Genomic DNA, 12,765 nt, shown 5'->3' with positions numbered 1-12,765 from the left:
TTGTCTTGCGCCGGGTCTCAGCTGGCCTCGGCACCCAGTCCCAGCGCCGACTTCATGCTGCTGGCGACATCGTCCATCGTATACGGCTTCTGGAGGATCGGCCAGCGATGCCATTCCTGAGGCAGTCCCGCCTTCCCGTAGCCCGTCGCGAACACGATCGGAACGCGCTTGCTGCTGATGCGCTCGGCCAGGCCGAAAACAGGCTCGCCGCCCAGGTTGACATCGAGGATGGCGATATCGGGCAAGGGCGAACTCTCGAAGAATTCAACCGCCTTCGCCAGACGCATGACAGGCCCGACGACGCGACATCCCAGATCCGCCAGCATATCCTCCAGATTCAGCGCCACGAGCGCCTCGTCTTCCACGACGAGTACGTTGAGATCGGCCAGTTGTTCGTCGCGTTCACTCATTGTCGTTCTCGGTTCTTTCGTATGAATCGGTCGGGATTCGGAGGCTGCACGTGAAGCCCGTCTCCAGGTAATCGCAGCCGAACGTGCCGCCCAGTTCTCCGCTCACCACCCGGGTGATCATGCGCGATCCGAAACCTTCATGTTCCGGCGCCGACACGATCGGCCCGCCTGTTTCGCGCCAGTCGACCCGCAACGAGCCGTCCTCTACGTGCCAGGAGACGCGCACGTGGCCAGCATCGCCGCTTAACGCACCGTATTTGGCCGCGTTCGTCGCCAGCTCGTGGAGTACCATCGCCACCGCAATGGCCGCCTTGGGAGACAGCCTGATGTCGTGGCCGCTGGTTTCGTAGCGCGCCACCCCGTAGGCGGAGAGCTCGCTTTCCACAAGCGTCCTGATGCCCGCGTCCGACCATTGCCGCTCGGAAAGCAGATTATGCGCGCGCGAAAGGGCCAGAATCCTCCCTTCGAAATCGCGCCTTGCGCTGGGGATGTCGCGGGCGGTCCGCAGCGTCTGTGCGGCGATCGACTGGACAGTGGCGAGCGTGTTCTTCACGCGGTGGTTGAGTTCGGCCATCAGCAGCGCTTGCCGCTTTTGAGCCAGGGTCGCCTCGGTACGGTCCATGCCCTGCACGAAGACGCCGGTAACGTTGCCTTCGCGATCACGGATGGGAGCATAGGAAAAGTCGAGATAGAACTGCTCGGGCGGCATGCCGGTCTCCTGCCGCAGCATCACGCTGGCTCCGCTCGCGCCGCGTTGGATCCCGCGCGTGTAGACGTCATCCAGCATCTCGAAGAGGCCCTGTCCTTCCACTTCCGGAAGGGCGCTGCGCACCCGCATTCCCATGACCTCCCGCCCGCCGACCAGCTTGAGATAGGCGTCATTGGCAAAGGTGAACACGTGCTGTGGTCCCGACAACACCGCGATGAAGCCGGGGGCCTGCTGAAAGAGCCGACGGAAATCGTCGCTCTCGGCCAGCAGCTCGCGATGGGCCTCCTCGACCTCGCGCGCGTGCTCGAGAAGCTCCGAGGCCCCGGCGCGAACGGGAAAGGGCAGGCTCGCCGCCTCGCGCAGCCGCACGAGATCGGTCACGTCGACGGTGTTCTGGATGATGTAGGCGACCTTGCCGTCCTCATCCAGCAAGGGTGAATGCGAAGCGGTCCAGTAACGCGTCTCGTATCCACCTCCCTGGGACTCCGGACGTGCTATGTCATAGGGGATATAGGCGATTGTGTCGGGCTTGCCGGTGTCGAGAACGCGCTGAAACGAGGCGGCGAGACGGTATCCGCCCTCGCCCTCATTGGGAAACTCTTCGAAGATATACTGGCCGATCAGCTCCTCGCGGCAGCGCATCGTCGAGCGTTCATAGGCTCGGTTGGCCGCCACAAATCGCAACTCCCTGTCGAGGACCATATGCGCGCTCGGCAAGGCCTCGAAAATTGCCTGGAAATCTGGAACCTGCATTTCACCCCATACGGCAACCTGCCATCCGGCAAACGCCCCCGCTTGCCGCCCAATGATCTTAACGCGGCGACACCGAATTGGTTCCCGAGGATAACGGTTCAGTGAAGAGAGGGTTTATTACAAGCTTTGCCAAGGGGTTGCTGGACATCTGGGCGCCCGGCAATGATCGAACCACGGCCTCGCCGCCCGCGCCTCAGGACGTATCGTTGGGCATTGGTATCCAGCCGCCGAAGTTGACGCAAGGCCCGCCGGGACATTGCCAAATGTGGCCGGATGCGCAGCCGGGCCGGGCAGCCGGGGCGTTGAAACGGCAGATCACGGCCAACAGGGCGCCGAGCGCCGCGGCCAGCGCGTGGAAGCGCGCGGCGAGGCGGATTGCATCCGCAGGGTCGTTCGGGCTCGTCAAGATCGGCATGCTGGCCAGCGGCGCGCCCCTCGCCTCGAAGACGAACTGTGCCGCCGCGACTTCGGCCCGCCTCAGGACGCAGAGGACGAGACAGCGAACGGGAAGGGACCGGGCGGCGACCCGCTCGGCCAGGACGGCCAGCGCGACGAGCAGCGCCATGATGCGCCGTATCGTCCTTTCGTCCCCCATTACCGCATGCACGTCCATGTCCACGCCCTTCGTTCACCGGCGGGCATTATCCCCCTGGTCGCGGAGGACGTGGATCGAAATGAACCGGAATTCGCGCAACATGTTGATTCCATGAGGAACGAAGTCGGAATTTGTCCACGCATCGGCGGCAACACCGGTGCCGTTCTGCTCGGTCTGGAGTGGGTATCAGCGGTAGATTTCGCGGCGGTTGCCGATCGCTATGACAAGGATCGTCAGCCTTCCCTCGTGGAACTCGACAATGAGCCTGTAGTCTCCGACGCGGAAGCGCCAGAGTTCTTCGTCGGTCGCAGCGAGCCGCTTCGCCAGCGCACGGGGATCGGGATGAGCAGACACCCGTTGCGATAGGAAATTGACGATCCGGCGCTGATCCTGAATTGAAAGCCGCTGAAGGTCTTTACGCGATCTCGGCGTAAACTCGACCTTCCACCTCATTCGGCGGCTGTGCTCTTGCCGCCATCCTCCGCCTCGCGCGCGTCGATTTCGCGCATCACATCTTCGAGCGCAATTCGCACCCCGTCATCGCTCTTCAGTCGCTCCTCGGCGAGGGCTAGATCTTCCATATCCTCCAGATGCGCAAGGATCGCCTGGCGGGCATAATAGCTCTTGGTCCGGCCGGTTTTCCTGGCGAGATCGTCGAGGCGCTTTTCGATGTCGGGCGGCAGCCGAAGGGCGAGCATGGCGATGGCTCCTTTGCTATACATGTATAGCGAGTGCACGGAAGGGACAAGGTATTCGGCGGGTTCAGCGCTGCCAATGCTAAGGTCGTTTGCCGCTTACCGGACCTTCAGTTTTCTGCTCCATTAGGGTCACCAGAACTGATGTGACAAAAGACGGCGGGAATGAAGCTCGGTTTCGAGGAAGTGCAGCTTGCCTACACAAGCGGGTCACAGAAGGCCCGGGTGTGGACCGAGCAATGGGTCTCTCAGCAGCTCTATTGCCCCAATTGCGGCAACCCCCAGATCACTCAGCTGCCCGCGAATCTTCCTGTGGCGGACTTCTTCTGCCCGAAATGCAACGACCAGTTCGAACTCAAGAGCCAGAAGAAGGATTTCGGGGCCAAGGTCGCCGATGGCGCCTATCACACGAAATGCGAACGACTGGTCTCCTCTACCAACCCGAACCTACTGCTTCTCAGCTATGATCTTGAGGGCGCGGCGGTGCGAAACGTGAGCGTCGTGCCCAAGCACTTCTTCGTCCCGGACATCGTCGAGAGACGCAAGCCGCTGGCCGATACTGCTCGGCGAGCCGGCTGGATCGGATCAAACATACTCATCGGGAAGGTCCCTCAATCAGGGCGAATCCAAATCGTGCGCGGTGGCGTGCCCGAACCCAAGGAACGAGTGCTGGAAGCGTGGCAACGCACTCTCTTTCTTCGAGACAAGGGCCTGGAGGCCCGAGGCTGGCTGGTCGAGGTCATGAATTGCGTTGAAAGACTGGGACCAAGCGAGTTCACCCTGGAAGAAGTCTATGCGTTCGAAGCCCATCTAAGCCACATCTACCCAAATAACAGGAACGTCAAACCCAAGATTCGTCAACAACTTCAGGTCCTGAGGGACAATGGATTTATCGACTTTCTTGGCAAAGGACGCTATCGTCTACGTCAGGTTTGAACGAGAGGCGGGGCACGATGGCTTGGTTCCTCAACCATCATGAATGCTATCGTTGCGGCGAACACTGGACTGACGAATGGTCATGCCAATGTGACGACGAGTGCCCCTATTGCGGCGCAGGTGACTCTTCCCCTTTCGAAAGCGAAGATTTGTCCGGCTACATTGAGCAGGAAGCGGGCGAGCATATTGTCTATGTATCCCCAGCCAGCGCGGACGACTCTCCCGACTACGAGGAAGTCGGTCGATATCGCAGCGAACGGATCGCCAAAGGAATCATGACGCGGCGCATGCGGAAAGAATCGCAGAAGGCCTTTGGTTAACTCGCCTGCTGCGATCCCTACCTTGTCAGCCGCTTATACGTCACCCGCTTCGGGTTGACCGAGTCCGGGCCGAGCCTGCGTACCTTGTCGGCCTCGTAATCCTCGAAATTGCCCTCGAACCATTCGACATGGCTGTCGCCCTCGAAGGAGAGCATGTGGGTGGCGAGGCGGTCGAGGAACATGCGGTCGTGGCTGATGATGACGGCGCAGCCGGCGAAGTTTTCCAGCGCGTCCTCGAGCGCGGCCAGCGTCTCGGTGTCGAGATCGTTGGTCGGCTCATCGAGCAGGATCACGTTGCCGCCTTCCTTGAGCAGCTTGGCCAGGTGCACGCGGTTGCGCTGGCCGCCCGAAAGCGTGCCGACCTTCTGCTGCTGGTCGCCGCCCTTGAAGGCGAAGGAGGAGCAGTAGGCGCGCGAATTCACCTCGTGCTTGCCGAGCTTGATGATGTCGTTGCCGCCCGAAATCTCCTCCCACACGGTCTTGTTGGGATCGAGCGTGTCACGGCTCTGGTCGACATAGGACAGCTTGACCGTGTCGCCGATGCGGATTTCGCCGCCATCTGGCTTTTCCTGGCCGGTCAGCATGCGGAACAGCGTCGTCTTGCCGGCGCCGTTGGGACCGATCACGCCCACGATGCCGCCGGGCGGCAGCTTGAAGGTGAGGTCGTCGATCAGGAGCGTATCGCCATAGCCCTTGTTCAGGCCCTCGGCATCGATCACCACCTGGCCGAGCCGTTCGCCCGTCGGGATGACGATCTGCGCATCGCCGGGGCGGCGTTCGCTGGCCGACTTGACGAGCTCGTCATAGGCGCGAACGCGCGCCTTCGACTTGGCCTGACGCGCCTTGGGCGAGGCGGAAATCCACTCGCGTTCGGCGGCGAGCGCACGCTGGCGGGCACCCTCCTCGCGTTCTTCCTGCGCCATGCGCTTGGCCTTGGCTTCCAGATAGGCCGTGTAGTTGCCCTCATAGGGAATGCCGCGGCCGCGATCGAGCTCGAGGATCCAGCCGGTGACGTTGTCGAGGAAGTAGCGATCGTGGGTGATGATCAGCACGGAGCCGGGATATTCGCGCAGGTGCTTTTCCAGCCAGGCCGTGGTTTCGGCATCGAGATGGTTGGTCGGCTCGTCGAGGAGGAGCAGGTCGGGCTGGCGCAGGAGCAACTGGCAAAGCGCCACGCGGCGCTTCTCGCCGCCCGACAGCTTGTCGACCGAAGCCTCCGGCGGGGGACAGCCAAGGGCCTCCATGGCCATCTCGACCTGGCTGTCGAGGTCCCAGAGGTTCTGGCTGTCGATGATGTCCTGGAGCTTGGACCCTTCCTCGGCCGTCTCGTCGGAATAGTTCATCATCAGTTCGTTGTAGCGATCGAGGATTGCCTTCTTGGACGCCACGCCCTCCATGACATTGCCCATCACGTCGAGTGCGGGATCAAGCTCGGGCTCCTGCGGCAGGTAGCCGACGGTGGCACCATCTGCGAGCCAGGCTTCGCCGGTCCATTCCTTGTCGAGCCCGGCCATGATCCTGAGCACGGTCGACTTGCCGGCGCCGTTGGGGCCCAGAATGCCGATCTTGGCATCGGGATAGAAGGAGAGATGGATGTTCTCCAGGATTTTCTTGGATCCGTAGGCCTTGTTCAGGCCGGCCATGTGATAGATGAACTGACGTGCCATGCGCGCGTCGGCCTCCTGTGTCCTGAAAGGGGAAATCGAATTCGCGCCGTATCTATGCGAAATGACGGCCAAGGGCAATGCGGACGGGCCGTCTGTCGGAGGAGACACCTGAATGATCACCGAATACGTCCTGTTCCCCCTGCCCCAGGGCATCAGCCGCGAAAAAATCGTGGAGGGCATGCGCGAGGTCTCGCCGAAATGGCGCGCCAATGCCGATCTGATCCGCAAGACATTCGTCTATGACGCCGAGGCCGGCATGGCCGGCGCCTTCTATCTCTGGAAGAACCGTGCGGCTGCCGAGGCCGCCCATGACGCGGCGTGGCGCGAAAGCGTGCGCCGGCGCTACGGGGGAGAGCCCCAGATCCGCTATTTCGAGACACCAATCGTTGTCGACAATTTGCTGGGCGAGACGATCGAGGCGTGAGGCCTCAGGCGGCACGCAGGAAATCGCGGGAAAAGGCGGTCACCGTCTCCAGCATGATGCCGCCATCTCCCGTCGCGATGCGCCCCTCCAGTGCCGGGCGCGTCGCTTCGAAAACGGCCCTGTCGCCGGCACGCTGCGGGTCCAGCCGCTTGAAGCCCATCTGCCAATCGGCGAATGCGCGTTCCTCCGCGAACTGCTCGCACAGCACCATATAGTTCCTGTGGCGCCGATCATGGCTGATCCGGCGCGCCAGCGCCTTCACGGTTTTCTCGTCGCCCTCGAGCACCTGGATGAAGGCGCCATCGGAATAGAGAAGCATGCCCGTGACGCCCAGCGCGGCATTGTTGCGTCGGGACGACGAAAGTATCTGCTCGATCTCCGCTTCGGTGACGGCGCCGGACGCGCCGCTGACATAGAGCAGTTGGTAGACGGACATTTCCGGCGGCTCCGCAATAAGGTCGGTTCACAGGGAACCCAGCGTAGGCCTCAACGCTTTGCAGGAAGTTAAGGTTCACCCTACCTGAACACGATCCGCAGGACTTTCTGCATATCCCTGGAGCCGATGACGATGACTGCCGCCGAGGCGCCCTACGCGACCCATCCGCGCCTGACGAGAGAGGCTCGCGCCCGTGCCCTCGAGCGGCTCGACAAACTGGCTTTCGTGCTCGATTCCCGGTTCCGCATTCCTGGAACGCCGATCCGCTTCGGATTCGATCAGATGGTGTCGCTCGTTCCGGTGGTGGGAGACGCAGCCGGCGGATTGATGGCGGCCTATGTGGTGCATCAGGCCGCGCGCCATGGTGCCCCGCGCAGCCTGATCATCCGCATGATGCTCAATGTCGGCATCGACGTGGCGGTCGGTTCGGTGCCGGTGGCAGGCACCGTATTCGACGTCTTCTTCAAGGTCTCCAAACGCAACGTGGCGCTGCTCAGGCGCCATCTCGAGGACACGCGCGAAGGCTAGCCATCGGCCCCGGCGCTCCCCTCACGGTGCTTCTTCATCCGGTTCGCCGCGACCCAGGTCAGCATCGGCCCCACCAGGCAGGTGATGAAGATGACGATGATGACGGCATCAACCGTCACCGCATCGACAAGGTCGAGTTCGAGCCCGAGATAGACGACCGCGAGCGTGGCGGCTGCCTGCGGGAAGGACAGGCTGGCGATTGCCAGGCGAGCGTCGTTGCCGTAGCCGAATGACCTTGCGACGGACCACGCCGCCGCACCCTTGGTGACGAACACAATGGCGGCCAGCGCAGCCGCCATGCCCCAGGTCTGCAGCGCGCCCAGCGCCTCCAGCTCGAGACGCATGCCGGTTTCCACGAAGAAGAAGGGAACGAAGAGCATGTGGCCGACAAACTGCAGGTTCTCGCGCAGTTCCTTGCGGCTGTGCAGAGCGCGGTTGAGGCAGACGCCGGCAAGGAAGGCACCCAGAATGTCTTCGCCCCCGGCGAGTTCGGCGGCAAGCGCCAGCAAGAGCAGCACGGCGACAAGGAACAACGCGCGTTCCGGCATCGTGATATAGGCGGAGCCGAGCATTGAGCGGGCGAGACGGGGAACGAGCAGAAGGCCCGCCGCGGCGAGAACCGCCAGCATGCCAAAGGTGGCCACCACGCCTGCCAGCCCGTCGCCGGTCGCCAGCTGGATGACCATGACGAGAACCAGCAGGGCGGCCGTGTCCGTGAGCAGCGTGCCCCCGGTCGCCGTGACGATGGCGGGCTGGTGGGCAAGGCCGAACCGGCTGATCATCGGATAGGCCACCAGCGTATGCGAAGACAGCGCCGCGCCGACAAGCAGCGCTCCCGGCCAATCCAGCCCGAAAAGCAGCGCAATCCCCGTTGCCGGCACGAATGCCAGCACGAAGGCCAGCACACCGAAGGATGCCGCCTCCCGCTTGTGACTGCGCACGTGGTCGAGATCGATCTCGGCGCCAGCAAGAAACATGATGTAGAGGAGCCCGAGCGACCCGAACAGTTCGATCACCGGCTCGGTGGGCAGGATCGAGAGCGCGCCCGGACCGATCGCCATGCCGAGAAGCAGAAGCCCGATGATGCCCGGCACCCGCGTCCGTTCGAACAGGAGCTGCACCAGGAGGGCGGCCACGACGACGACCGCGAACTGGACGATGACGTCTTCGATGGGGAACGCAGGCAACGACATCAGATGTGCAGGGCCAGTGCGCGCCGCCGCGCGCTTTCGGTCCTGCCGGTAGACCGGCTCGGCTCAGCCCGCATCCATGTTGTGCGTATCGACACCTGGCATCTCCTTCCGCGGGGCCAACGCGGAAGGAGGCCGATGGTTCGGTTTCAACTCACATCCCCATGGTCTGCGAGCGGTGGGCCCATTTGGTCGAGCGCATCTCGATCCAGGCCATCAGCGCGTACATGGCGATGCCCTCGACGGCGAGCATGATCAGGCCGGCAAAGACCAGCGGCACGTTGAACTGAGACTGGGCGAAGGCCATCATGTAGCCCAAGCCGGAATTGGCCGCGATCGTCTCGGAGATGACCGAGCCGACAAAGGCCAGCGTGATCGCGATCTTCAGCGAGCCGAAGAAATAGGGCATCGAGCGCGGGATGCCGACCTTCAGCATGATGTCCATCTTCTTGGCCCCCAGCGCGCGCAGCACGTCCTCCGTCTCGGGCTCGATCGTGGCAAGGCCGGTGGCGACATTGACCACGATCGGGAAGAAGGCGATCAGGAAGGCGGTCAGCACGGCCGGAATGGTGCCGATGCCGAACCAGATGACCAGGATGGGGACCACGGCGACTTTGGGGATGGCATTGAAGCCGACCATGATCGGGTAGAGGCCGGCATAGATCACCCGCGACCAGCCGATGAGCAGGCCGAGCGCCAGCCCGCCCACCACGGCCATGGCGAAGCCGAGCGTGGTGGTGAAAAGCGTCTGGATCGAATGGCGCTGGATGGCCGGCCAGTACTGGTACAGGGCCCCGGCGATGGCCGACGGCGCGGGCAGCACCGTCTGGCGGATGCCGAAAATCCAGACCGCCGCCTCCCAGATGGCGAACAGGCCGATCGTGTAGAGCCACGGTGCGAGCTTGATCCAGTCGATCGTCCACCGCTTGCGCCGCTCGGCGACGGCGGCTTCCACTGGAGAGTTGTCGGGGTTTCCGGTGACGCTCATGCCGCCTGCCTCGCATCGGCGATCTCGCCGCGCAGCTCATGGACCTTTTCGGTGAAGTCGCGCTCATACATGAGTTCAAGCTCCCGCGGACGCGGGAACGTGATCGCGTGCTCGCGTGTGATGCGCCCCGGGCGCGCCGACATGACGAAAATCCGGTCGGCCAGAAACGCCGCTTCGCGCAGATCGTGGGTCACGAGCACGATCGTCACGCCCTGGGCGGCATGCAGGTCGCGGATGACCTGCCACAACTCCTCGCGGGTAAACGCGTCGAGCGCGCCGAAAGGCTCGTCCAGCATCAGGAGTTCCGGCTTGTGGATGAGCGCGCGGCAGAGATTGGCGCGCTGCTGCATGCCGCCCGAAAGCTGCCAGGGGAACTTGTCGCCAAAACCCTTCAGCCCCACCATTTCGAGCAGGGCTTCGGCCTGTTCGACATACTCCGCCTTGTGGCGGCGCAGGCGCTTGCGGTGTTTTTCGACAATCTCGAGCGGCAAGAGGACATTGTCGAGCGTCGTACGCCAGGGCAGCATGGTCGGGTTCTGGAATGCCATGCCGACGATGGAGATCGGCTTGGTCACCTTCGAGCCGGCGACGATGACATCCCCCTTCTGCGGAATGTGCAGGCCGGTCACCAGGCGCATCAGGGTCGACTTGCCGCAGCCCGAGGGGCCGACCACGGCCGCGAACTCGCCCTTGTTGACCGATAGCGTCAGGTCCTGGACGGCGAGTACGCCGCCATCTCCGCCATATCGCATCTCGACCTTGTCGATCGTGACCAGTGGTTGGGTCATGGTGTCGGAATCACATCTTCAGGAATGAGTCCCCCCGGCCCGCTGGACCGGAGGGAAGCTCGGATGGTCACTATGACCGGTGGTCAGAACATCCGCTCTTCTGCCGGCGGCAGGAACTGCATGTCGACCACGTCCTCCGGGCCGACGGCACCGGTCAGGCCCATGGAGACGGTCAGCTGGTCGAAGGCGCGCTGAAGGCGGTCCATGTCGATATCGCCAAAGCCGTTTTCCTGGACGTAGGCCGTGTTGATGTTCATCTCGTTGGCCATGGTCAGGCGTTCGATCTCGACATCGCGGTTGAGGATCTCGGCGCGCTGCAACACGGCGTCGATGCCGGCCTCGACATCGTTGGCGGCGTCACGAAAACCCTTGGTCAGGGCGCGCAGGAAGCCGCGCACCGCCTCCGGGTTCTCTTCGGCGAAGTTGGTGTTGACGAGAATGGCGTTGCCATAGAGATCGAGCCCGTGCTCGGCCATCAGGATCGGCACGATGTCGTCCTCTTCCACGCCCTGCGCCTTGAGGTTCAGGATGACGGAGAAAGCAAAGCCGAAGACCGCGTCGACATCGCCCTGGGCAAGCATCGGCTCGCGCACGGGAAAGCCGATGCTCTCGATGGTGATGGTGTCGGTATCGAGGCCGGCAACATCAACGAAGGCAGGCCATTGCGCGAAGGCTCCATCCGGCGGCGGGGCGCCAAGGGTCTTGCCTTCCAGCGACTGCGGGTCTTCCGTAATGCCGAGCGAGCGGCGTCCCACCACAGCGAAGGTGGGCGTCTCATAGACCATCATCACGGCCCGCACGTCCTGATCGGGATCCTGGTCCAGGAACTTGATCAGTGAGTTGATGTCGCCAAAACCCATCTGGTAGGTGCCGGTGGCGACGCGCGGAATGGCTTCGACCGAGCCGGCACCCGTGTCGATGGTGACGTTGAGACCCTCTTCCTCGAAATACCCGTTATCCTGGGCAAGGAAGAAGCCGGCTGCCGGCCCCTCGAAGCGCCAGTCGAGGGTGAAGGCAATGTTGGTTTGGGCAACCGCCGGCGTGGCAACGAACGCCGCGCCTGCGAGCACGGTGGCGGCGGCCAGATTGAACAATCTGCGCGTGATCATGGAAACCCCTCTGGAAGTCTTTTTCGATGGCTGGCATGAAACAGCCTCGCAGGTTGCTTGGCAAGAGGGATTGCCCACAATAACGGCATCTTTTTGCACTGCACATTGACTGCGCATGGCGATCGCGACGCGGCCCTCGCACCGGCGGCGCGCGCGATCCTGGCGTGTCCCTCAATCCGCGATGAGTGAAGGGGCCGGCGTCCCGAGCATTGTATCTCGGCGCCGCAAGAGCCAGAGTTCCATTCGCCATGAACGCCCCGACCGAAATCCTCGAGCTGCCGGCCTTCCAGGGTGCGAGCCTGCATGTCCGCAGGCACCTGGCCACGGACGCGCGCGGCATCGTTCAGATCAACCACGGTTTGGGCGAACATGGCGCCCGCTACGACGGCTTCGCCCGCCACCTCGCCCATAACGGATTTCACGCCTACACGATCGACCATCGCGGCCACGGCCGGACACGGGCCGCCGGAATGCCCTCGGGCGGATGGGCAGGCATCCAGATGGTGGATGCGGACCTCAGGGACCTTCACGAATTTATCACCGCCGAGCAAAAGGGCCTGCCGGTGATCGTCTTCGGCCAGGGGTCGGGCGCGCTGATCGCCTACAGCTTCCTCGTCCGCCATGCCCCGCGCCTTGCCGGCGCTGCCTTCTGGAACATGCCGGCGGTAAGCGACTACGCGGCCCGGTTTCTGGGCGGAATGCTGCGATGGGAGCGCTTCAGGCTGGGCTCCGACATGCCATCCCCCACGATGCGCAGGATGCTCGCCGGGTGGAATCGAAAGATCGGCGCGGGCCGCACGGATTTCGACTGGTTGAGCGACGACCCGGCCGTCGTCAACGACTATGTCGCGGATGAACGCTGCGGCGTCGAGCCGACCATCCGAGCCTGGCTGGACATGTTGTGGCTGGCGCAAAAGACGACCAGGAAGACCGGCTGGCTGAACATGCCGCGAGACCTGCCACTCCATGTCGCGCATGGCGGCGCGGACCCGGTCACGAGACAGGGCGAGATGGTCGCCGACTTCACCCGCCGCCTGAGCCAATCGCGGTTTTCGAATCTCGTCTCGAGGCACTACCCCGATCAGCGGCATGATCTGGTGAACAGCTTGAATCGCGATATCATCCGGGACGATTTCGTCGAATGGCTCGAAGCGGTTGCTGGCTCAACCGCAAGTCCGTGACGTCGCGCCCAACTCCTGCTAGCAAGCGGCAACTCG

Annotated in this window: 16 protein-coding genes; 5 read left to right on the top strand and 11 right to left on the bottom strand. The window is 63.2% G+C overall.

What is annotated here, in order from left to right:
- Window positions 1–17 precede the first annotated feature (17 nt).
- The 5 genes from GRZ55_RS09955 to GRZ55_RS09935 all read right to left on the bottom strand — a co-directional run bounded on the left by GRZ55_RS09955 (window position 18) and on the right by GRZ55_RS09935 (window position 3,165).
- Window positions 18–410, bottom strand: coding sequence for a response regulator (locus tag GRZ55_RS09955; RefSeq protein ID WP_169286763.1), 393 nt, complete (start codon window positions 408–410; stop codon window positions 18–20).
- Window positions 403–1,872 carry a sensor histidine kinase gene (locus GRZ55_RS09950; RefSeq protein ID WP_169286762.1) on the bottom strand — a complete coding sequence of 490 codons (1,470 nt, stop codon included), beginning with the start codon at window positions 1,870–1,872 and terminating at the stop codon, window positions 403–405. Before GRZ55_RS09950 ends, GRZ55_RS09955 begins: the two co-directional genes overlap by 8 nt.
- Window positions 1,873–2,065: 193 nt before the next feature.
- Entirely contained in the window at window positions 2,066–2,437 is a 372-nt protein-coding gene (locus GRZ55_RS09945; RefSeq protein ID WP_169286761.1) for a hypothetical protein, read from the bottom strand.
- A gap of 216 nt (window positions 2,438–2,653) precedes the next feature.
- Window positions 2,654–2,920: a type II toxin-antitoxin system RelE/ParE family toxin gene (locus GRZ55_RS23765; protein WP_169286760.1), complete on the bottom strand. Its 267-nt coding sequence runs from the start codon at window positions 2,918–2,920 to the stop codon at window positions 2,654–2,656.
- Window positions 2,917–3,165, bottom strand: a complete 249-nt coding sequence (locus GRZ55_RS09935) for a DUF6290 family protein (RefSeq protein WP_169286759.1) — start codon at window positions 3,163–3,165, stop codon at window positions 2,917–2,919. Before GRZ55_RS09935 ends, GRZ55_RS23765 begins: the two co-directional genes overlap by 4 nt.
- A 162-nt stretch (window positions 3,166–3,327) precedes the next feature.
- On the opposite strand from GRZ55_RS09935, the gene GRZ55_RS09930 reads away from it, so the two are divergent.
- Both GRZ55_RS09930 and GRZ55_RS09925 read left to right on the top strand, forming a co-directional pair.
- Complete coding sequence (locus GRZ55_RS09930) at window positions 3,328–4,098, top strand: DpnI domain-containing protein (RefSeq protein ID WP_169286758.1); 771 nt, start codon at window positions 3,328–3,330, stop codon at window positions 4,096–4,098.
- Between the two features lie 17 nt (window positions 4,099–4,115).
- On the top strand, window positions 4,116–4,418 hold the full coding sequence (locus GRZ55_RS09925) for a hypothetical protein (protein ID WP_169286757.1): 303 nt from the start codon (window positions 4,116–4,118) through the stop codon (window positions 4,416–4,418).
- A 17-nt stretch (window positions 4,419–4,435) separates the two neighbouring features.
- Here GRZ55_RS09925 and ettA read toward each other — a convergent pair whose 3' ends face one another.
- Window positions 4,436–6,085: an energy-dependent translational throttle protein EttA gene (gene ettA, locus GRZ55_RS09920; RefSeq protein WP_169286756.1), complete on the bottom strand. Its 1,650-nt coding sequence runs from the start codon at window positions 6,083–6,085 to the stop codon at window positions 4,436–4,438.
- A gap of 112 nt (window positions 6,086–6,197) precedes the next feature.
- On the opposite strand from ettA, the gene GRZ55_RS09915 reads away from it, so the two are divergent.
- On the top strand, window positions 6,198–6,509 hold the full coding sequence (locus tag GRZ55_RS09915) for a monooxygenase (RefSeq protein ID WP_169286755.1): 312 nt from the start codon (window positions 6,198–6,200) through the stop codon (window positions 6,507–6,509).
- Between the two features lie 4 nt (window positions 6,510–6,513).
- Here the strand turns inward: GRZ55_RS09915 and GRZ55_RS09910 are convergent, their stop codons facing one another.
- Window positions 6,514–6,945 carry a BLUF domain-containing protein gene (locus tag GRZ55_RS09910; protein WP_169286754.1) on the bottom strand — a complete coding sequence of 144 codons (432 nt, stop codon included), beginning with the start codon at window positions 6,943–6,945 and terminating at the stop codon, window positions 6,514–6,516.
- 126 nt (window positions 6,946–7,071) lie between these two features.
- Between GRZ55_RS09910 and GRZ55_RS09905 the strand changes: the two genes are divergently transcribed.
- Window positions 7,072–7,473 (top strand): DUF4112 domain-containing protein, encoded by a 402-nt coding sequence (locus tag GRZ55_RS09905; RefSeq protein ID WP_246734652.1) that lies wholly within the window; start codon window positions 7,072–7,074, stop codon window positions 7,471–7,473.
- Here GRZ55_RS09905 and GRZ55_RS09900 read toward each other — a convergent pair.
- The 4 genes from GRZ55_RS09900 to GRZ55_RS09885 form a co-directional block, all read right to left on the bottom strand.
- Window positions 7,470–8,666, bottom strand: a complete 1,197-nt coding sequence (locus GRZ55_RS09900) for a cation:proton antiporter (RefSeq protein WP_169286753.1) — start codon at window positions 8,664–8,666, stop codon at window positions 7,470–7,472. The genes GRZ55_RS09905 and GRZ55_RS09900 overlap by 4 nt on opposite strands.
- Window positions 8,667–8,817: 151 nt before the next feature.
- Window positions 8,818–9,651 (bottom strand): ABC transporter permease, encoded by an 834-nt coding sequence (locus GRZ55_RS09895; protein WP_169286752.1) that lies wholly within the window; start codon window positions 9,649–9,651, stop codon window positions 8,818–8,820.
- A complete protein-coding gene (locus tag GRZ55_RS09890) occupies window positions 9,648–10,439 on the bottom strand; it encodes an ABC transporter ATP-binding protein (protein WP_246734651.1) in 792 nt (263 codons plus the stop codon). The genes GRZ55_RS09895 and GRZ55_RS09890 overlap by 4 nt, the downstream gene beginning before the upstream one ends.
- Before the next feature lie 83 nt (window positions 10,440–10,522).
- Complete coding sequence (locus tag GRZ55_RS09885) at window positions 10,523–11,548, bottom strand: ABC transporter substrate-binding protein (RefSeq protein ID WP_169286751.1); 1,026 nt, start codon at window positions 11,546–11,548, stop codon at window positions 10,523–10,525.
- Window positions 11,549–11,796: 248 nt separating this feature from the next.
- Here GRZ55_RS09885 and GRZ55_RS09880 point away from each other — a divergent pair, with 248 nt between their 5' ends.
- Window positions 11,797–12,729, top strand: coding sequence for an alpha/beta fold hydrolase (locus GRZ55_RS09880; RefSeq protein WP_169286750.1), 933 nt, complete (start codon window positions 11,797–11,799; stop codon window positions 12,727–12,729).
- The last annotated feature ends 36 nt before the right edge of the window (window positions 12,730–12,765 follow it).

The sequence above is a fragment of the Chelativorans sp. ZYF759 genome (assembly GCF_012911015.1).
Taxonomy (GTDB): domain Bacteria; phylum Pseudomonadota; class Alphaproteobacteria; order Rhizobiales; family Rhizobiaceae; genus ZYF759.
Note: the sequence above shows the minus strand (reverse complement) of the source record. Positions and strands in the feature narration are given on the sequence as shown.